The organism is Kitasatospora griseola, from assembly GCF_044999035.1.
Classification (GTDB): domain Bacteria; phylum Actinomycetota; class Actinomycetes; order Streptomycetales; family Streptomycetaceae; genus Kitasatospora; species Kitasatospora griseola.
In genome coordinates this window covers 4,424,559-4,442,175 of sequence record NZ_CP173360.1, presented here as the reverse complement: position 1 = coordinate 4,442,175, position 17,617 = coordinate 4,424,559, and the positions used below count along the sequence as shown (strand labels likewise).

21 protein-coding genes are annotated in these 17,617 nt (G+C 72.7%); 18 read left to right on the top strand and 3 right to left on the bottom strand.

Annotated elements, in window-relative coordinates:
* The first annotated feature begins 237 nt into the window (after positions 1–237).
* Entirely contained in the window at positions 238–1,209 is a 972-nt protein-coding gene (locus ACI1MP_RS20050; RefSeq protein WP_157815787.1) for a DMT family transporter, read from the top strand.
* Positions 1,210–1,903: 694 nt separating this feature from the next.
* Here ACI1MP_RS20050 and ACI1MP_RS20045 read toward each other — a convergent pair.
* Positions 1,904–3,268 carry an FAD-binding oxidoreductase gene (locus tag ACI1MP_RS20045; RefSeq protein ID WP_380341760.1) on the bottom strand — a complete coding sequence of 455 codons (1,365 nt, stop codon included), beginning with the start codon at positions 3,266–3,268 and terminating at the stop codon, positions 1,904–1,906.
* Between the two features lie 105 nt (positions 3,269–3,373).
* Here ACI1MP_RS20045 and ACI1MP_RS20040 point away from each other — a divergent pair, with 105 nt between their 5' ends.
* The 3 genes from ACI1MP_RS20040 to ACI1MP_RS20030 all read left to right on the top strand — a co-directional run bounded on the left by ACI1MP_RS20040 (position 3,374) and on the right by ACI1MP_RS20030 (position 5,717).
* The gene (locus ACI1MP_RS20040) at positions 3,374–3,595 is read left to right on the top strand and encodes a hypothetical protein (RefSeq protein WP_404869166.1); all 222 of its coding nucleotides are present in this window, start codon (positions 3,374–3,376) and stop codon (positions 3,593–3,595) included.
* 81 nt (positions 3,596–3,676) lie between these two features.
* Positions 3,677–5,149 carry a hypothetical protein gene (locus tag ACI1MP_RS20035; RefSeq protein ID WP_404869165.1) on the top strand — a complete coding sequence of 491 codons (1,473 nt, stop codon included), beginning with the start codon at positions 3,677–3,679 and terminating at the stop codon, positions 5,147–5,149.
* 4 nt (positions 5,150–5,153) lie between these two features.
* Complete coding sequence (locus ACI1MP_RS20030) at positions 5,154–5,717, top strand: NUDIX hydrolase (protein WP_404869164.1); 564 nt, start codon at positions 5,154–5,156, stop codon at positions 5,715–5,717.
* Positions 5,718–5,949: 232 nt separating this feature from the next.
* Here the strand turns inward: ACI1MP_RS20030 and ACI1MP_RS20025 are convergent, their stop codons facing one another.
* Positions 5,950–6,639, bottom strand: a complete 690-nt coding sequence (locus ACI1MP_RS20025) for an HAD family hydrolase (protein WP_404869163.1) — start codon at positions 6,637–6,639, stop codon at positions 5,950–5,952.
* Positions 6,636–7,484 (bottom strand): GntR family transcriptional regulator, encoded by an 849-nt coding sequence (locus ACI1MP_RS20020; protein WP_404869162.1) that lies wholly within the window; start codon positions 7,482–7,484, stop codon positions 6,636–6,638. Before ACI1MP_RS20020 ends, ACI1MP_RS20025 begins: the two co-directional genes overlap by 4 nt.
* A 569-nt stretch (positions 7,485–8,053) precedes the next feature.
* Here ACI1MP_RS20020 and ACI1MP_RS20015 point away from each other — a divergent pair.
* From ACI1MP_RS20015 to ACI1MP_RS19950, 14 genes are all read left to right on the top strand, one after another.
* Entirely contained in the window at positions 8,054–8,305 is a 252-nt protein-coding gene (locus tag ACI1MP_RS20015; RefSeq protein WP_404869161.1) for a hypothetical protein, read from the top strand.
* Positions 8,305–8,706, top strand: coding sequence for a WhiB family transcriptional regulator (locus tag ACI1MP_RS20010; RefSeq protein ID WP_404869160.1), 402 nt, complete (start codon positions 8,305–8,307; stop codon positions 8,704–8,706). The genes ACI1MP_RS20015 and ACI1MP_RS20010 overlap by 1 nt, the downstream gene beginning before the upstream one ends.
* Positions 8,707–8,914: 208 nt before the next feature.
* Entirely contained in the window at positions 8,915–9,799 is an 885-nt protein-coding gene (locus tag ACI1MP_RS20005; RefSeq protein ID WP_404869159.1) for a hypothetical protein, read from the top strand.
* Between the two features lie 56 nt (positions 9,800–9,855).
* Positions 9,856–10,326, top strand: coding sequence for an NUDIX domain-containing protein (locus ACI1MP_RS20000; RefSeq protein ID WP_404869158.1), 471 nt, complete (start codon positions 9,856–9,858; stop codon positions 10,324–10,326).
* Positions 10,327–10,328: 2 nt separating this feature from the next.
* Positions 10,329–10,709 carry an HIT family protein gene (locus tag ACI1MP_RS19995; protein WP_404869157.1) on the top strand — a complete coding sequence of 127 codons (381 nt, stop codon included), beginning with the start codon at positions 10,329–10,331 and terminating at the stop codon, positions 10,707–10,709.
* Positions 10,706–11,362: a nucleoside 2-deoxyribosyltransferase domain-containing protein gene (locus tag ACI1MP_RS19990; RefSeq protein ID WP_404869156.1), complete on the top strand. Its 657-nt coding sequence runs from the start codon at positions 10,706–10,708 to the stop codon at positions 11,360–11,362. The genes ACI1MP_RS19995 and ACI1MP_RS19990 overlap by 4 nt, the downstream gene beginning before the upstream one ends.
* A 35-nt stretch (positions 11,363–11,397) precedes the next feature.
* Positions 11,398–11,922, top strand: a complete 525-nt coding sequence (locus ACI1MP_RS19985; RefSeq protein ID WP_404869155.1) for a hypothetical protein — start codon at positions 11,398–11,400, stop codon at positions 11,920–11,922.
* A 17-nt stretch (positions 11,923–11,939) separates the two neighbouring features.
* Complete coding sequence (gene traA / locus ACI1MP_RS19980) at positions 11,940–12,521, top strand: plasmid transfer protein TraA (protein WP_404869154.1); 582 nt, start codon at positions 11,940–11,942, stop codon at positions 12,519–12,521.
* Between the two features lie 125 nt (positions 12,522–12,646).
* Positions 12,647–14,707 (top strand): plasmid transfer protein TraB, encoded by a 2,061-nt coding sequence (gene traB / locus ACI1MP_RS19975; protein ID WP_404869153.1) that lies wholly within the window; start codon positions 12,647–12,649, stop codon positions 14,705–14,707.
* 177 nt (positions 14,708–14,884) lie between these two features.
* Positions 14,885–15,076, top strand: coding sequence for a hypothetical protein (locus ACI1MP_RS19970; protein WP_404869152.1), 192 nt, complete (start codon positions 14,885–14,887; stop codon positions 15,074–15,076).
* 30 nt (positions 15,077–15,106) lie between these two features.
* Positions 15,107–15,520 carry a hypothetical protein gene (locus ACI1MP_RS19965; protein ID WP_404869151.1) on the top strand — a complete coding sequence of 138 codons (414 nt, stop codon included), beginning with the start codon at positions 15,107–15,109 and terminating at the stop codon, positions 15,518–15,520.
* Positions 15,521–15,888: 368 nt separating this feature from the next.
* On the top strand, positions 15,889–16,479 hold the full coding sequence (locus ACI1MP_RS19960) for a hypothetical protein (protein WP_404869150.1): 591 nt from the start codon (positions 15,889–15,891) through the stop codon (positions 16,477–16,479).
* Between the two features lie 50 nt (positions 16,480–16,529).
* On the top strand, positions 16,530–17,234 hold the full coding sequence (locus ACI1MP_RS19955) for a DNA methylase (protein WP_404869149.1): 705 nt from the start codon (positions 16,530–16,532) through the stop codon (positions 17,232–17,234).
* Complete coding sequence (locus ACI1MP_RS19950; RefSeq protein ID WP_404869148.1) at positions 17,231–17,587, top strand: hypothetical protein; 357 nt, start codon at positions 17,231–17,233, stop codon at positions 17,585–17,587. Before ACI1MP_RS19955 ends, ACI1MP_RS19950 begins: the two co-directional genes overlap by 4 nt.
* The last annotated feature ends 30 nt before the right edge of the window (positions 17,588–17,617 follow it).

Genomic DNA, 17,617 nt, shown 5'->3' with positions numbered 1-17,617 from the left:
GTAGCCGCAACCGAGATGAGACCGACGCCGCCGACCTGCACGGCTGTCCGTCTCCGCGCGTGTCCGTCCGGGTCCGCGGCGTGTTCGGAATCCGGGACTCCGCCCACTGTTCCCATGGTCGCGCCCCGGAGCCCGGTGGGCGGCAAACCGCCCCCGGTCGGCGGGCGGCAGCCGGCCTCGACCGATGGGTGGTAACCGTCTTTGACCAAAAGCACTCCTTACGCCACACTCGATCTCATGCCAGGCACCTCCCTCACCGTTGAAAGCACTACTGAACTCCCCGCTATCACCTCCATTTCCAAGGTCGAAGGCGGCTCCGGTCGGGCGCGGGCCAGCGGAATGCGACGACGGCTGGGCGGCATCCCGGCCCCGGTGCTGTGCGTGGTCTCGATGGTGGCGGTGCAGCTCGGCGTGGCGGCCTCCAAGCCGCTGTTCGGAGTGCTGGGAGTGGCCGGCGCGACCTTCCTGCGGATCTCCTTCGCCGCCGTCGTCCTGCTCGCCTTCACCCGCCCCCGGCTGCGCGGCCGCAGCCCGCGCGACCTGGCGATGGCCGGCCTGCTCGGCGTGGCGTCCGCCGGCATGACCCTGCTGTTCGCCGCGGCCGTCGACCGGCTGCCGATGGGCACCGCCGCCACCATCGAGTTCCTCGGCCCGCTCGCCGTCGCGCTGGTCTTCGCCCGCCGCGCCGGACACGTGCTGTGGGCGATGCTCGCCGCCGGCGGCGTGGTGCTGCTCACCCTGTTCGGCCACGGCGAGTCCGGCTCCGGCCTGGACCCGGTCGGCCTGGCCTGCGCCTTCGGGGCGGCCGCCTGCTACGCCGGCTACATCCTGTTCACCGACAAGGTCGGCGCGGCGTTCCGGGGGTTCGAGGGCCTGGCGGTCTCGTTCACCGTCGGCATGGTCGTGCTCGCCCCGTTCGGCGCCGCCGAGGCGCTGCACGGCCTGTCCGGCGCCTCCTCCCCCGCGCTGCTGCTGCTCGCCGTCGCGGGTGTCGCGCTGCTCTTCCCGGTGCTGCCGTACGCGCTGGAGATGGTCGCGCTGCGCCGGATGTCCCAGCGGGTGTTCAGCGTGATCGTCAGCCTGGACCCGGCGGTCAGCGCGCTGGTCGGACTGCTGGTGCTCGGCCAGGTGCTGGGCCTGCCGCAGCTGATCGGCATCTGCTGCGTGGTCGCCGCCAGCGTCGGGGCGACCCTCACCGCCCGACGGTAGGGCGGTCCTTCCGGTCGGAAAACCCCTCGGGGGCGCGGCGGTCGCCGCGCCCCCGAGGGGTTTTCCGTTCGTCTGTGCGCCCCGAGGCGGGTGACCCTTTCCACTCCCGGGTGCTCCGGCGGCAGGTGCTCCGGCCGGTCCGGCGCCCCCGCCGGTCCGTCCGCACCTCCCGCCGGGAGGTCAGTGGCGATGGACCGGCGAGAGGACGGCGCCGGCGTCGGAGGCCGCACCGCCGATCGGGCCGTGGCCTGCGGCCGGGCGGGTGGTGCGTAAGTGCGTCATGGATTCCTCCGTGCTGCCGATGGTCGCTCCGGTCACTGCCGATGACCGTGAATCGCTGCCCTTCACTTCCGAGGACCAGAATTCCGCAACAAATCGACAAAGCACCAGCACCGCTGGGCCTTTTCCCTCATTAGCGTGATCCGCGCACCCCTGCGCATGCCCCTGCACGGGGGCTCCGGGTCTGCGGAAGACCTGCACGGAGCTGGCCTTTTGCCCGACCTCGGGCGGTCGGCGGCCTCGGCCGGGCGGGAGCGCGAGCCGCCGGTTCACGGCGAGTCGCGCCACCCCTCGGGCGCGCGAACGCCGCACCCACGCCCCGTTCCGGTGCGCCGACCGTCGAATGTCGATATTCCAGCGGGGTGGTCGGCCGGGCCTGATTCCAGGGAAATCCGATCCGAATTCCGAACGATCCTCAGATCATCTTTCCCGGATTGAGCAGGCCCAGCGGGTCGAAGACCGCCTTGATCTGCCGCTGCAGCTCCAGGCCGACCGACCCCAGCTCCCGGGCCAGCCACTCGCGCTTCAGCAGCCCGATGCCGTGCTCGCCCGTCACCGTGCCGCCCAGCTCCAGGCCGAGCGACATGATCTCGTCGAAGGAGACCCGGGCCCGCTCCACCTGCTCCGGATCCCGGGCGTCGAAGATCACCACCGGGTGGGTGTTGCCGTCGCCGGCGTGCGCGACCATGCCGATGGTCAGCCGGTGCCGCTCGGCGATCTCGGCGACGCCGTTCAGCATGGCGGCCAGCGCGCTGCGCGGCACCGCCACGTCGTCGATCATCGTGGTGCCCATCCGCTCCAGCGCGGGCAGCGCCAGCCGACGGGCCTGGAGCAGCAGTTCCGACTCCGCCCGGTCCTCGGCCGGCACCACCTCGGTGGCCCCGGCGGCCGTGCACAGCTCGCCGACCGCGGCCAGCAGCTCGCGCTGGTCCGGGCCGTCGAAGGCGACCAGCAGCAGCGCCCGGGTGGACTCCGGCAGGCCCATCTGCGCCATCTCGTTGACCGCGCGGACGGTGGTGGCGTCCATCAGCTCCATCAGCGAGGGCGTGAACCCGGCGGCCATCACGTCGCACACCGCCCGCCCGGCGGCGTCCACCGAGTCGAACTCGGCCGCCAGCACCAGCTGCGGGCCGGGCGCGGGGCGCAGCGCGAGCACCGCCTCGACCACTACGCCGAGGGTGCCCTCGGAGCCGACCAGCAGCCGGGTCAGGTCGTAGCCGGCCACGCCCTTGGCCGTTCGCCGTCCGGTGCGCAGCAGTCGGCCGTCGGCCAGCACCACGTCCAGGCCGAGCACGTACTCGCTGGTCACGCCGTACTTCACGCAGCACAGGCCGCCGGCGCCGGTGCCGATGTTGCCGCCGATGGTGCAGGACTCCCAGCTCGACGGGTCCGGCGGGTAGGCCAGTTGCCGGGCTTCGGCGGCCCGGGACAGCTCGGCGTTGACCACGCCGGGCTGCACGATCGCGATCCGGTCGACCGGGTCGAGGTGCAGGATCCGGTTCATCCGGGTCAGCGAGAGCAGGATGCAGCCGTCGACGGCGTTCGCGCCGCCGGACAGTCCGGTGCGCGCGCCCTGCGGCACCACCGGGACGCGCAGTTCGGTCGCGGTGCGCATCACGAACTGCACCTGTTCGACCGTCTCCGGGAAGACCAGCACCGCCGGCTCGCCCGCGTCGCAGAATCCCGCCATGTCGCGGGCGTACGCGCCCGTGACGTCCGGGTCCACCGCGACGGCGCCGTCCGGCAGTCCCGCGCGCAGCCGTTCGACCAACTCACCCACGACGACCTCCACTCGTTCCGCCCGCACTCTCCTCCCCCGTCCGGCCCCGGGCAAGCGTCGCCGCCCCCTGTCGGGCTGTCGGTCGGTTCGGGCACCCTGGTACCCATGCGCGCACCCCGTGTCCAGTGCCCCGCCTGCGACCGCTCGGTCGCCCTGATGCCCACCCGCCGCACCGGCTACGGCGTCATCCACGACCACAAGCGCGACCGCCGCTCACTGCAGCTGTGCGACGGCAGCATGCGCCAACTCCCGCTCAGCGACGCCGCCCTGTGGCAGGACGCGCTCCCCGGGCTGCCCGCCCCGGACGGGCCGCCGACGCTGTTCTGACGGCCCGTCGGTCCGGGGCTGGTCAGCGCCGGACGCCGCAGGTAGCGTCCCGGTGCGACGGTTCGTCCTGGGGGGCACGGCATGGCGTACGACGACGGCAGGCAGTACCAGTACCTGGAGTCGCTCGACTCGGCCCGGACGGCCGGGCCCGGGGACGGCCGGGGCGAGGAGCTGCAGCTGCAGATCTTCACCGAGGTGCTGATGACGCTGGCGCTCGGCCGCGAGGTGGTCGTCCCGCAGTCGTTCGCCTTCGACTCGTTCGGGTTCCACCGGGTCGCGGCCACCGTCCTGCGCGCCAGGGACAGCAGCGCACCGGGCGAACACCCGTTCCGGCTCCACCTGTTCGGGGCGCGCTCGTACGAGGAGGCGGTGGCGGGCATGCTCGCCAGGACGGTCGATCCGGCCGGCCCGTTCCTGAGCCTCCTGCTGCCCGAGCTCAGCGACCCCGCCGCCCACGGCCTCGACCCCGGCGAGGTGCGGGAACAGGCCGCCGACTTCGACCGGCTGCTGAGCGCCGAATGGCTCGACCCGGAACGGGCCGACGGGCTGGCGGTGGTCCGCGACGAGTTCCGGCACCTCCCCCGGGTGGCGGCCCGGCCGCCCGCCCGGCTGTACGCCCTCGGCGAGCTGGTGGTCGCCGCCGTCGACCCGGCCTCGCCGATGGGACGGGCCGTGGCCGACCTGCCCGAGCCGTACCGGGAGGTGCACGCCACGCTGGCCACCGCGATCCGCCGCCTCGGCGTCGACCGGCCGCAGGCCTTCCACCACCGCAGCCGGTTGCGGCTGGCCCGGCCGTGGCCCGGCGACGCCGCCGGACGGACCCCCGAGGAGATCGTCGGCGGGCCGGAGACCCTCGGCCTGGTGGTCGAGTTCGTCGACACCCTCTACAACCTGACCGTGGTCGACTCCATCGGCGTCGCCGACACCACTCTCAGCACCGGCCAGGGCCTCGACGACGGCCGACTGGCCGCCCGCGCCGCCGCCCAGGAACTCGCCCTCGCCCAGTACCGCCACCGGGCCGGGCAGACCCGCCCGGAGACGGACCGGGCCGGCTCGGGGCCGCTGTTCGAGATCAGGCTCGGCGCGGCGGCCGGCCTCGCCGACGACCGGGTGCGCGCCCGGATGGCGGCGCTGCGCACCGACGCCGGCGACGCGATCGCCGCCCTGATGCAGGCCCGCGCCGAGCGCGGCCGCACTGCCGAGTCGCCGTTCTGGAAGGGCATCGAGCGGTTGCGGACGGCCGAGGACCCGCTCGCCGCGCGCAAGGCGCTGGACGCCCACCTGGCCCGGGTCGCCGCCGTCCTCGGCGACCGGACCGGGCTGGCCCCGATCGGCGGGTTCGCGATCGAACTGGTACTCACTGCCGCGGGCGCGGTCGGCCCCGCGCTGGCCACCGAGGTGTGGCGGCTGCCCGGACTGGTCGGCTACCCGGCGATGGCGGCCGGCGCGGTCGGCAACGTCCTGTACCGCAAGGGCAAGGACAGCGTGGCACGCCGGCTCTCCAGCAGACGGCTGGCCTGTGCGCTGGGACGAGTCGTCGACCTGAGAAGCTGACACCGTGACAGATCCCGAGCACCCGGACGCCATCCGCCGCACCCGGGAGGTGCTCGCCTACCGCAACCGCTTCGTCGACGTCTACGACGACGAGGTCGCCTTCCCGAGCGGCTCCGCCGGCCGCTACCTGAGGATCCGTCACCGCGCCGAGGGCCTCGGCGTGGTGGTGCTCCCCGTCCACGGCGAGCTCGTCGGGCTGGTCCGCACCTACCGCTACCCGCTCGGCCGCCCCCAATGGGGCCTGCCCCGCGGCTTCGCCCAGGACGCCAACCCGCTGGTCACCGCGCGCGCCGAACTGCACGAGGAACTCGGCGTCCCCGACGCCGAGTTCCACCTCCTCGGCACCATGACCCCCGACTCCGGCCTGCTCGCCGGCGCCGTCGCCGTCGTCCACGCCACTGTCCCCGCCCCCGTCCCCACCGGCGCCCCCCGCGACCCCGACGAAGTCGTCGAGACCCGCTGGCTCCCCCTCCCCGACCTCCACCACTGGATCACCACCGGCCGCCTCGACGACGGCATGACCCTCGCCGCCCTCACCCTCGCCCGCGCCCACGGTCGCCTCCCCTGACGCGCCGTCACCCGCGAACGCCGAACGGCCCCCGACCGGATGTACAGGTCGGGGGCCGTTCTCAGGCGCGGAGGGTGTGGGATTTGAACCCACGGTGGCGCGAAGCCACGACAGTTTTCAAGAACGTCAGTCTCGCTGGTCGGAAGAACGCTCTGACCAGCGAGTGAGCCGCCGCCACCCCAGATCGGCACGCGACCGTTCCGTCTATGTTCCAGGGCGGGCAGACGTCGGCTCAACCCATCAACGCCTCGGCGATGGCGCCCATGGAGTCGACCACCTCGACCGCACCGGCACCGGTGAGGCGTTCGCGCTTTCCGGGCTTGTTCGCATAGCCGATGGTGCCGATGCTGGCCGCGAGGCCCGCTTCGACATCCCTGACCGCGTCCCCCACGAAGACGGAGTCTGCGAGTCCGCCACCCTCTGCCTGGATGGCTTCGAGCAGCAGGCGCGGGCTCGGCTTCATGGATGACGGATCGCCCGGTGCCCGGCCGATGACCCGCGCGACGTAGCGGCCGAGCGAGTGCGCCTCAACGTACGACTCGATCGCGGCAGTTGCGTTGTTGCTGACGATCGACACCGAGCGTCCGGAGTCGGCGCAGGCCCGCAGAACTGCCTCACCTTCACGGTTTGGTCGGCCGGAACGTACAGCCTCAGTTTCGAGTAGCGTCAGCCGCTGATCGGCGGCCGGGACGAGGTCTGGGCGAACCTCTGCAACCTGGCGAAGCAGGGCGAGAGGATCGGTCTCGACCGACCCTCCAGCAGCCGCCTGCCAGCCGAGGTCGGCGAGCGCCTGGCGAAGGCTCTCCGCAACATCCGGTGCGGAAAATCCTGCGAAGACCGAGCAGACGGGTCCGTCGAAGTCCAGCAGGACGTGCTTGACCGGCCGCAGCAGGTCGGCGAGGGATTCGCTCGGCTCGGTCATGCCTGACGCTCGTACGCGATCGTGGACCAGACGCTGTCGAACCAGGTCTGGGCCTGCTGGACGTACTGCGATCCGAGCGAGGCGTCGTCGGGGCCGGCAGCGTGGTGGAAGAGCGTGGTGTCCTTCCCGGTGACGTCGAAGAAGGTGTAGGGCTCGCCTTCGACGGCGACGGTCCGTTCCCGCAACGGGTAGAAGCCGAAGAACGCCTCCGACCTGTTCAGGATGTAGAGCTTGAACAGGCTCGACGCCCGATGCACCTTGACCTCGACGCTGGCCGACTGGACGAGTCCGAGTTCCGCCAGAACCTCGACGGAGTGGGCGATCCCGCCGGCGTTGGTGAATGCGATGCCGCGGGCGCGCTCCCTGAGGACTTCCTCGTCCTTGAGCCCGTCGACCAGCACCGGGACGGCCATCGGGACCGTGGTGTCCGGCAGCAGCAGCCGCACGGTGATGGACTCCGGGGCCAGTCGGCCGCTCCGGACCTTGTCCAGCGGCTCAAGCATGGCGCTGTGCAGGGTCTCGCTGGAGAACCCGGCGAAGTCGAGCGTCACGTGCTTCTGCTCGAAGGCCGCTTCGAGGTGCGGCCGGAGACCGACCGGTCGCGACGTTCGCTCCCTGACGAACGACCCGCTCCCCTGCCGGGTGACGATCAGCCCTTCCTGCCTGAGCAGGTCGAGCGCCTTGTCGATGGTGCCGCGCGCCACTCCGAAGCGCTTGGCGAGTTCAGGGCCGGACGGGAGTTTGTCGCCGGTCTCGAAGCCCGGCTTCTTGGTCAGGATCGAGGCTCGCAGAGAACTGCTGACCTGCTGATACGGCGGTCGAGAGTCATCCGGGTCAAGGCTCATGTCGCAATCGTAGGCGAGGTGTACAACATGCGCGAGACACCCAACCCTCTTGACCTGCCTAGGCAGGTTGTCTATGTTGTGGGTGTCGCCACAAAGTGAGACAGGGGCGACACAGAGTGGCCTTCTTTGGGCTGCCCTGAGCTGCACAAACGCACCCCGAGGGGTGAAGGGGCCCGCGAAAGATCGGGCCGAGGTACCCGGCACCTTGTCAGCCGGAGGGTTAAAGCGCTGGTCACGCAGCTGCGTCCTAAAACGGGAGCACGCTCTCGAAAAGCAGCGGGACGACCACCATCACCCAGCTAGACGCCTGTAAGGGGGTGAGCCATGAGAGCTCACCGACATTCCCAGCCCCGCCGCTGACTGCGGGCGGGGCTCACCGCTTCTGATCGCACACCAGTGATCACGGTGCTCGGCGCGCAACTTCCGCCCAGAGGTGGGCGGGTGGTGTGCGTCGTGTGCCGCGGCTGCTCGTGATGCACCGAGTGGTCCGGCCCGAGATTCGGGGCCGCCGCGCTCCCGGCCAAGGAACGCGCGGCGGCCCCTGGGCCCACCTACAACGGAGGTAGACCGTGGAACTCATTGTCGCAGGACAGACGGCCCTCGGGGCCGAGGAGTTGAAGGAGCTGGCGCTCGGCGTCGGGGTGGACCCCGACCTGTTCGCCGGCGTGCCGGGCGAGAGCGCGGACGAGGAGCGGGCCCGACTGGACGTGGCCCGCGAGGTCGAGCGGGAGCTGGACCTCGCCGTCCGCGGCGTCGCCCGCCGGCTGATCCGCGCCGGGGCCGAGCGCCCGCTGGCGCTGGCGTGGAAGGCGGCGGCGTGATGGCCCGGGCCCGTCTGCACCGCCGGAGCCTGCGCGGCACCCGCCGACCGCACGTCGCCGCCCGCACGGTGCTGGTCGCGCCGCCCGCCGAGGGCGACCTGACCGGCGCGGCCTGTAAGGGCGTCGACCCGGACCTGTTCTTCCCCGAGCCCGACCCGGACGCCATGGGCCCGGAATGGGAATGCGCGTTCGAATTTGCGGAGCGTCGGGCGAAGATGATCTGCGCCGGGTGCCCGGTGCGGCTGCTGTGCTTGGCCGACGCGATGGAGCGGGGCGAGTCGGCGGGCATCTTCGGCGGGCTGACCGCCGACGAGCGCGCGAAGCTCAAGCGCTCGCAGCAGAACCGGCAGGCCCGCCAGCGCCGGCAGGACCGCGCCGCCACGATCGGGAGTGCGGCGTGAACGGGCCGAGCGGGCGCCGCGCTGAACGACGGACGGTCCGTGCCGGGACCCGGGTGAACACCGGTGGTGCCGGGTGAACGTTCACCGCCCTGGCGAGGGTGCTCACCCGGTGCTCACCGAGGTGCCCACCCCGGCCCAGATCCGCCGTACGTCGCTCGTAATCAGCGTCGGTACGTGGATCCTGACGGGAGCGGTGGTGTTGGTGAGCATGTCCACCGCCGCCCCGTTCATCGACGACCATTCACGCGGCTACGGCACCGGGCCCGTGATGGCGGTCGCCAGCGACGGATGCTTCATCCTGAGCCTTCAGGCGGACAGCACGCTGGCCCGCTTCGGAGTGAGCGCGGGACGCTGGCCGGCCCTCTTCCGCTGGGTCACCGGGCTGGCCACGGTCTGGCTCAACATCGGTGCCGCCGCGCTGGCGAAAGACCTGGTCGGCGTCGTGATCCACCTGATCCCGCCGCTGTTGCTGCTGCTCGTCGCCGAGGCCGGACCCGCCTACCGCAGGGCCCTGGCCCGCATCGCGCAGCGGCCCCAGACGCCGCTGCGGAAGCAGCCCGCCCCGGCCCCGCAGGCCGCCCCGCAGGTGGTGAACACCCCGCTGTTCAGCCCCCCGCAGGTGCCGTTCACCCCCGTCCCGCAGCCCACCGCAACCCCGCCGCCCACCCCGAGGGCAGAGCCCCGGAAGGCGCTCCAGGAGGGGCCGACAGAGGCGGTGAACACCGAGCCCGTTCACCCGGCGCTCACCCCCGTTCACCCCGCCCCGGCCGACACCGCCGAACCGATCACCGAACCGGCCCCGGAGAACACCGAGGACGTGATCGAGGACCCGGTGGACTCGGACGGACCGAGCCCAGTGAACACCCCGGAACCCGAGGCGTTCACCACCGACGGCGAGGTGAACACCGCCCCGGCCACCGTCCGGCTGGGCGAGGCCGAGGCCGCCCGCGTGATCGAACAGTGCTGGCGCGACGGCGTCTCGCAGCGCCAGGCCGCCCAGCGCTCCACCCGCGCCGCGTCCTACGTCAACGCCGTCTACAAGCGGCTCAACGAGCAGAAGGCCGCCGACGCCGAGGCGATGGCCGCCGCTTGAGCGCGACCACGGTCACGCCCAACTCCCGCTCACCACAACAACTTTGGAGTCCTGCCATGTCCGACAACACCCAGACCGAGACCACCGAGATCGTCCGCTACACCACCGACATGATCTCCATCCTCGAAGACAGCATCCGCAGCGTCCTGCTGATCAAGCGCGGCAAGGCCCCGTTCAAGGGCCGTTACGCGTTGCCCGGCGGGCACGTGGACGACGGCGAGAGCGCGATGGACGCCGCCGTGCAGGAGCTGGAGGAGGAGACCGGCGTCAAGGTGCCGCCGTCCTGGCTGCGCGAGGTCGGCGTGTACGACGCCCCCGGCCGCGACCCCCGCGGCCGGTACTCCACCACCGCCTACGTCGTCACCGTCCCGGCCGGCACCCAGGCCGTCGCCGCCGACGACGCCGCCGCCGTCCGCTGGGTCCCGGTGGCCGACCTCCAGGGCGACCTGAACGACCTCGCGTTCGACCACGGGATCATCCTCTCCGACGCGCTGCGGCTCACCGGCGACCGCCGCGACGGGATCTGACCGTGGCTACCTCGTGTGTGTTCTGCGCGATCGTGGCCGGCACCGCGTCAGCCGTGGTCGTGCGTGAGTGGCCGGACGCGATCGCGATCCGGCCCCGCTCCGGGGGCGTGAACCCCGGCCACCTCCTCGTGATTCCGCGCGCCCACGTCGCCGACGTCGGCACCGACCCGGTCGTCTCGGCCGCCGCGATGGCGCGCGCCGCCGAGCTGGCCGCCGCTCTCCCGGCCGCGAACGTCATCACGTCCAAGGGGCCGGAGGCGACGCAGACCGTGTTCCACCTGCACATCCACGTCGTCCCGCGCGCCGACGGCGACGGCCTGCCCCTGCCCTGGACGCCCCAGCACAACGCCCGCACCCGCACCCCGATGGGAGACCAGCAGTGATCAACGTCGTGATGGCCCGCGAGAACCTCCCCACCGCCCCGGGCCCGAGCGTGTTCCTCGCCGGACCGACCCCGCGACTGGGCGGCCCGGTCGCCTCGTGGCGGCCCGCCGCGATCGCCGAGCTCGACCGCCAGTGGCGCGAGAGCGAGACGCTGACGGTGTTCTCGCCCGAGTCCCGCGGCGGCGTCCGGGCCGAGCACTACGACGACCAGGTCGGCTGGGAGAGCGCCGCCCGCGAGGCCAGCAGCGTGGTCCTGTTCTGGATCCCCCGCGACCTCGACTCGATGCCGGGCTTCACCACCAACGTGGAGTTCGGCCTCGACGTCGCCGCCCGCCGGGTGGTGCTGGGCTGCCCGCCCGACTGCCCCAACCCCGAGCGCAACCGCTACCTGATCTGGGTCGCCGAGCGGCACGGCGCGCCCGTCCGCGACACCCTGGCGGGCACCGTGGCCGCCGCGCTGGAGTTCGCCCGGCCCGCCGACCGGCTGTTCATCGACTTCATGGCCGCGTTCGAGGCGTCCGTCCTGCATACCAGCAGCTGCCCGGCGTGCGGGAACGACCAGCCGTGCGAGGAGGGCGAGGCCGTCTGGACGCTGTTCGTCGAGCTTCAGGACCAGTGGAAGTCCCGTTCCGCCACCAGCCTGACGGCCTGAAAGGGGTCGGCGTGTCCAAGGTCCGCATGTCCAAAGTGAGCATTCCCGCCCAGCGCGGCCGGCGTTCCGGTCCGGCCGCGCACCTCCTCGACCTCGGCGACGGCACCGCGCCGGTGGTCCTCGTCGTGCCCCACCGGCGTTCCCTGGCCAGCAGGTTGGCGCTCGCCGCCGCCCGCGAGCTGTGGGAGCGGCGCTTCGCCTGGGCTCCGCTCTGGGCGGGGGTTGGCCTCTTCGTCGCCGCCGCCGTGCTGTCGCTCGTGCTGCCCGGCGCGGCCCTCGCCCCCGCCGTCGCGGCGCTGCTGATGCCCGCCGGATGGGTGTCCATCGCCTACCGCCACCCGCGCTGGTCGGTGCGCCGCACCGCCCGCACCCAGCTCCCCTCGATCGCCGCCGCCGCGGGGGTGCTGGCGTGGTCGGCCGCCGCCACCTGGTTCGGCCCCGGCCGCGTCATGACGCTGCTGTGGCTGATCGGCACCATCGCCGCCCAGGTCGCGTGGTCGTACCGCCGCAGGAAGACGCCAACCGGCCCGCTCGCCGCCGACCAGACCGCCCAGAACTGACCTAGGAGGAACCGCAGATGAGCACCCCGTACAGCAGCGGCAACCCGTTCCCGCCCCCGCGCCGCACCGGCGCCCAGCAGAACCCCAAGCCGCAGGGCCGCGGCGCGGGCGGCGGCGGTGGCAAGAGCTACCACTTCCACTACAACCCCGGGCCCGTCAACACCGGCCCCACCCGCGGCAACACCGGCGGCGCGCAGGGCGGCGGCATCGGCCAGCCGTCCGGCGGCGGGCAGGGCGCGGGCGGCCGGACGAACTACTCGCCGCTCGGCGACCCGGAGTTCTTCACCAACGCGGACGTGCGCGCCTACTGCGAGAAGGGCCGGTCCCTGCTCATGCAGCTCTCCTTCGAGCTGTCGATGGCCCACGAGATCCTCCGGGCCGTGCTGAAGGAGGTCCCCGACCCCGAGGGCAAGCCGTTCGGCTCGCAGGCCCGCGCCCGCCGCGTCGCCAAGCACCTGGGCAAGGCCGCCGACGACGCCAAGGACTGCGCCGCCGAACTCGCCCGCACCTACGCCGCTTTCCAGCGCGAGTACGACCCGGAGATCTCCCGCGTCGCCAAGCCGCGCCAGCCCCGCCGCAAGTTCGACTTCGGCGGCTGACCCTCCCGCCCCGGCCGGGGCGGGCGCTGTGCCCGTCACCCGGCCCGCTCGGGTGACGTGTACCCTGCGTCCGCCCCGGCCCGGCTCAACTCCCCTCCCCGCCACACCTGTTCATGGAGGAAGCCGTGCCCCGCCACGCCGCCGCGCACCACGAAACCGCCGCCTCGACCCTGACCCTGGACGCCAACCAGCACGCCGGCGGACCCATCGACTACCTGTTCCACCGCGTCAAGCCCTACCTGCCCCCATGGCTGCTCGGCGCCGGCGTCGGCGTGCTGTCGTTCCCCGCGCACGCCATGTGGGGCAACTCCGCCGGCGGCGGCGTCGGCCTGACCCTCGCCTCCGTCGCCATGAGCGGCGTCACCTGGTGGGCGGGCAAGGCCACCAGCGCCCAGCGCCGCCTGCACTCCGCGATCACCGTCGTCCTTGGCTCGACGTGGTTCACCGCCGCCGCCCTCGCCGGACCGACCGCGGGCCCGCTGCCCAGCCTGTTCTTCATCACGCTGCCGACCGTCGCCGCGTCCTGGAACGCCCGGCAGATCCTCCGGGTCAACCCCGAAGGCACCGGGAACAGCGCCGACAAGGGCCTGCTGGAGAAGGTCGGCCTCGCCAAGACCATGGTCACCTCCGCCACCGTCCAGCCCAATAAGGCGTCCTTCGACCTCCAGCTCCCGGGCGGGGAGTTGACTCCGGACGACGTGTCGAAGGCCCTGCCGCGGCTGGCGGGCGCGCTCAAGGTCGCCAAGAACGCGGTCCGGGTCACCCCCGACGCCGACGACTCCTCCCGCGCCACCCTCACCGTCGTCCCCAACGACCTGCTGAAGGCCGGCGCGCCCTACCCGGGCCCTTCGCACCCGGGCGGGTCGATCGCCGACCCGATCCACCTCGGCATCTACGAGGACGGCGCACACCTCGCGATGTTCTTCCCCGGTGACCCGGCCGCGCACCGCAACGCCATGCACCTGCTGGTCATGGGGATGACCGGCTCCGGCAAGTCCGAGGGCGGCATCACCGCCCTGACCGAGGTCGTCACCCGCCGCGACGTCATCGTGTGGGCGTCGGACCCGGCGAAGGCCGAGCAGACCCTTGGCCCGCTGCTGCCCGCCCTCGACTGGGCCGCCCTCGACATGGACTCCACCAAGGCCATGATCACCGCCCTGCGCGCCGTCATCCCCGCCCGCACCTCCTGGCTGGCCAAGTACGGCTACAAGCAGTGGGAACCCGCCTGCGCCGAGACGCAGGCCGACGGCTCCCCGGGCATGCCCTACCTGCTCGCCTGGTTCGAGGAGGCCGCCAAGACCATCCGCGAGACCGACGACGACGTCTTCACCGGCATCGCCCAGGAAGCCCGCTCCGCCGGCATGTCCCTGGTCATCTCCCTTCAGCGCGCCTCCGGCTCGCAGATGAGCACCGACACTCGTGCCTCGCTCGGCAGCTCGCTGGTGTTCGGGCTGCGCGACGAGCGCGACGCCGGTTTCGCCCTGCCCGACGACGCGCTCGACGCCGGCGCGGCGCCGCACGCGTGGAAGGACAAGAAGCCCGGCTACTGCTACCTCGCCGCCAACGGCATCCCCGAGACGTTCTGGGCCACCCCCTCCCGCGCCTACCTCACCCCCGCCGACGCCACCGAGTGGGTCGTCGCCGCGTTCGCCGACGTCCGCGCCCAGTGCGACCCGGTCACCGCCAAGGCCGCCGCGAACGCCGTCGGCCCGGCCTTCACCCAGCGCACCTGCCACCCGCTGCCCGCCCTCGCCACCGACCCGGACGAGACGGGCGTCTACGACCAGGAGACCGACATGCACAGCGGCTACGACTACGACCTCGACCCCGACGACGAGACCGAGGCGGTCGAGGACGACGTCGACGGCTGGATCGACGCCGAGGCCGAACTCCCGCCCGTCGAGGACGACGACGTGGTCGAGATCGCCCCGCCCCGAATCCCGCCGCGCACCAAGGTTGGCAAGAACGAGGCCAAGCGAATCATGATCGAACTCCTCCGCGAGTTCGAGGCCGAGGGCCGCACCGTCGTCGGCCCGGTCGACTTCATGGACTACTGCGACCGGTTCAACCGCGGCCGCTCCTGGGTGTCCGGAGAGGTCGCCGCGATGGTCGCCGACGGCCGCCTGCGCGAGACCGACGAGACCGGCCGCTACGAGATCATCCCGCTCCAGGCGATCGCCGCCTGACGGCGTCTGACGCGTCAGACGCGTCAGACACCCCTGACGCCAGAAGGCCCTTTTCCCCAGGTGACGCGTGCGCGCGAGGGGTGTCAGACGCGTCTGACACCCCTCCTGACGCTTCTGACACCCCACCACCTGACACCTCTGACACCCCTACCGTCCCCCGCCCGAAAGGCACCCCCGTTGGTCCTGACCGTCTCCTCCGCGCTCATGTTCGGCGCGATCACCGTCATCCTCATCCGCTCCCAGCGCGTCTCCACCGGCTCCGCCGTCCTCGTGTGGCTGTCCGGCTTCACCGTCGCCTCCACCGGCCTCGCCGGACCCGTCAACAGCGCCCTGACCGCCCTCGCCCACGCCCTCGCCACCATCCACTGACCCCGCCCCGCCGGCCGAACGGAGAGCACCGTGAACCACACCCCGTACACGCAACAGCCCGCCGCCCCCGTGCTCCACGCCCCGGACGGCACCCCCTACTACGCCGCCCCGCCCACCACCGCACCCCTCGCCCTCTACCAGCCCGCGGCCGTGCTCCCCGCCCAGCACCAGCCCGGCACACCCGCCAGCTACCTGCCCGCGCAGGCCGACGCGCCCGTCCGGGATCCGTGGCCCGCCCGCCTGCTCGCCGGCGGCATTGGCCTCGGCGCCGCCGGTGTCGGCGTCGGATTCCTCCTGCAGACCCTCGCCGCAGCCACCACCGGCCTCGGCCTGCTCGCCGCCGTCCTCGCCCTCGTCTGGCTGCTGAAGAACGGCAGCAGCTCGGGCGGCGGACGGGGAGGGGCCGTGAACGTGCAGGTCAACGTCACCAACCGCAACCGCTGACCCCTGGAGATCACCGTGTCCTACTGCGACGAATGCGATGACTGGGGCTGCCCCGGTCACTACTGCGACGAATGCGCTGATGAGAACTGCTCCGGCCACGAGCTGTGCGAGGACTGCTCCGACGACATCTGCGCGGAGTGCGGCGGCTGCTCCTGCGAGGACTCCCCCTGCGACGGCCTTCACCGCTGCTGATCGGCTTGTGCCGACCGCCGTGCCGCCCAACACCCGCCTTCTAAGCGGTTGGTGGGCGGTGCGGGGGACGGACAGCCCGACCCCGGAACCACGAAACCCCGCAACAGCCGCCGAATCTTGGCAGAGAGACGGCTGTTGCGGGGCCCAGGTCCGTACGAGACGAACCAGGACACAGCATGCCCGACTTCACCCGCTCCACGCTCGTCATCGCCGACGACATCGCCGACCGGCGCGACGCCTCCGACGACCACTCCCGCTTCGGCTCCTACCTCGCCCTCAACGCCCGCCGACTCCACGACGACGGCCGACCGCTCAGCGCTCAGGACTTCGCGTTCGCGGTCTGGCGGATTGCCACCGCCCCTGTCATGTCCCCGGGCTACCTCCGCTTCCGCCCCGACCTGCACGCCGTCAGCCTCGTGCCGCACCGCGAGGACCTGGACCGGGTCGCGATCCGCATCGACGTCCCGCTGCGGCATCACCAGCTCGCCGCCCAGCCCGACCACCGCCTCGCGGACTGGCAGCGCGACGTGTGGGCCACCGCCGACGGCTTCGCCGCCCTCGCCGAACCTCGCCCCACCGGCCGGCCCGTCCTGCTGACCACCGCCACGCTTCTGCTGCCCGTCCCTGACTACATCCTCGGCACCCCCACCGCCGCCGAGCCCGGCCGGAAGATGACCTCCCAGGCCAAGGACGCCGTCGCCGCGCTCGCGCTCTGGACCAACGGCCACGCCCACCTCGTCAACGACCTCACCGGGGCCGACTCGTGAGCGCCGGGACGTGGCCCGTCGCCGCCCGGCCGGAAGCGGAACAGGTTCCGATGCGGCCGTGGAACGGGATGACGGTGCTGGACGCGTTCTGCAACATCGGCGGCACGGGCATGGGCTTCCACCTCGCCGGATTCCGGGTGCTCGGCGTGGACGTCCTCGACCAGCCGAACTACCCCTTCGCGTTCGTCCGCGGAGACGCCGTCGCCTTCATCCGTGAGCACGGCGCGGCGTTCGACCTGATCTCCGCCGGCCCGCCGTGCCAGCACGACTGCACCCTCACTGCCGGCACCAACGCCCGCCACCGCGACCGCTACCCCGACCTGCTCGAACCCACCCGCCAGGCGTTGGAGACGACTGGGCGGCCGTACGTGATCGAGCAGCCCCCCGGCCGCGCCTCCAAGCGCATGAGGGTCGATGTGGCCCTGTGTGGGGAGATGTTCGGCCTCCGGGTGATCCGGCACCGCAACTTCGAGTTGGGCGGCTGGTCGATGCCCCGACCGGCGCACGTCCCGCACCGCGGCCCGACGATCGGCTACCGCCACGGGGCCTACGTCAGCCCCGAGCAGGGCCGGTACTTCCAGGTCTACGGCAACGGCGGCGGCAAGGGCTCGATCAGCGACTGGCAGCAGGCCATGGGCATCCACTGGACCGGCGACCGTCGGGAGCTGGCGGAGGCCATCCCGCCTGCCTACGCCGAACTGATCGGCCGTCACGCTGCCCACCGACTCGCCCTCCCCGAGAGGGTGGCGGCGTGAGGGCCCGGATCCCGCCGCTGCCCGGCGCAGACATGTGGCAGGCCGTCGTCCACGCCGCTGCCGGCCGGTGCCAGTGCCGCGGGGCGTGCGGGAAGTCCCACGCGAAGAGCGGCGACAGGTGCGGGCGCGAGCACGGCGGCTACCAGCAGCACCACGGCGGCGGCACCGTCCGCCTCCTCGCCGCACCCGCCGACCCGGCGAACCTCCTGCTGCCCCCGCACCGCGCCGCCGCCCTGCCCAAGCACGCCCTCGCTGCCTGGTGCCCCACCTGCCACGACGCCGCGCTCACCGCCGCCCGCAAGGCCGCCCGGGCCGCCGCCCCGGCCGAGCCGGACGCCCTCTTCGACCTCTGACCCGCCGCCGGCCCGCCGGTGCCACAGGCG

Coding starts and splice junctions, on each gene's coding strand:
- ACI1MP_RS20035 (WP_404869165.1), top strand. CDS start 3,677: ATGGCGTACGACGACGGCAGGCAGTACCAGTACCTGGAGTCGCTCGAC.
- ACI1MP_RS20020 (WP_404869162.1), bottom strand. CDS start 7,484: ATGAGCCTTGACCCGGATGACTCTCGACCGCCGTATCAGCAGGTCAGC.
- ACI1MP_RS20005 (WP_404869159.1), top strand. CDS start 8,915: ATGTCCACCGCCGCCCCGTTCATCGACGACCATTCACGCGGCTACGGC.
- traA (WP_404869154.1), top strand. CDS start 11,940: ATGAGCACCCCGTACAGCAGCGGCAACCCGTTCCCGCCCCCGCGCCGC.
- ACI1MP_RS19955 (WP_404869149.1), top strand. CDS start 16,530: ATGCGGCCGTGGAACGGGATGACGGTGCTGGACGCGTTCTGCAACATC.
- ACI1MP_RS20010 (WP_404869160.1), top strand. CDS start 8,305: ATGGCCCGGGCCCGTCTGCACCGCCGGAGCCTGCGCGGCACCCGCCGA.
- ACI1MP_RS20050 (WP_157815787.1), top strand. CDS start 238: ATGCCAGGCACCTCCCTCACCGTTGAAAGCACTACTGAACTCCCCGCT.
- ACI1MP_RS20025 (WP_404869163.1), bottom strand. CDS start 6,639: ATGACCGAGCCGAGCGAATCCCTCGCCGACCTGCTGCGGCCGGTCAAG.
- ACI1MP_RS20000 (WP_404869158.1), top strand. CDS start 9,856: ATGTCCGACAACACCCAGACCGAGACCACCGAGATCGTCCGCTACACC.
- ACI1MP_RS20040 (WP_404869166.1), top strand. CDS start 3,374: ATGCGCGCACCCCGTGTCCAGTGCCCCGCCTGCGACCGCTCGGTCGCC.
- ACI1MP_RS19960 (WP_404869150.1), top strand. CDS start 15,889: ATGCCCGACTTCACCCGCTCCACGCTCGTCATCGCCGACGACATCGCC.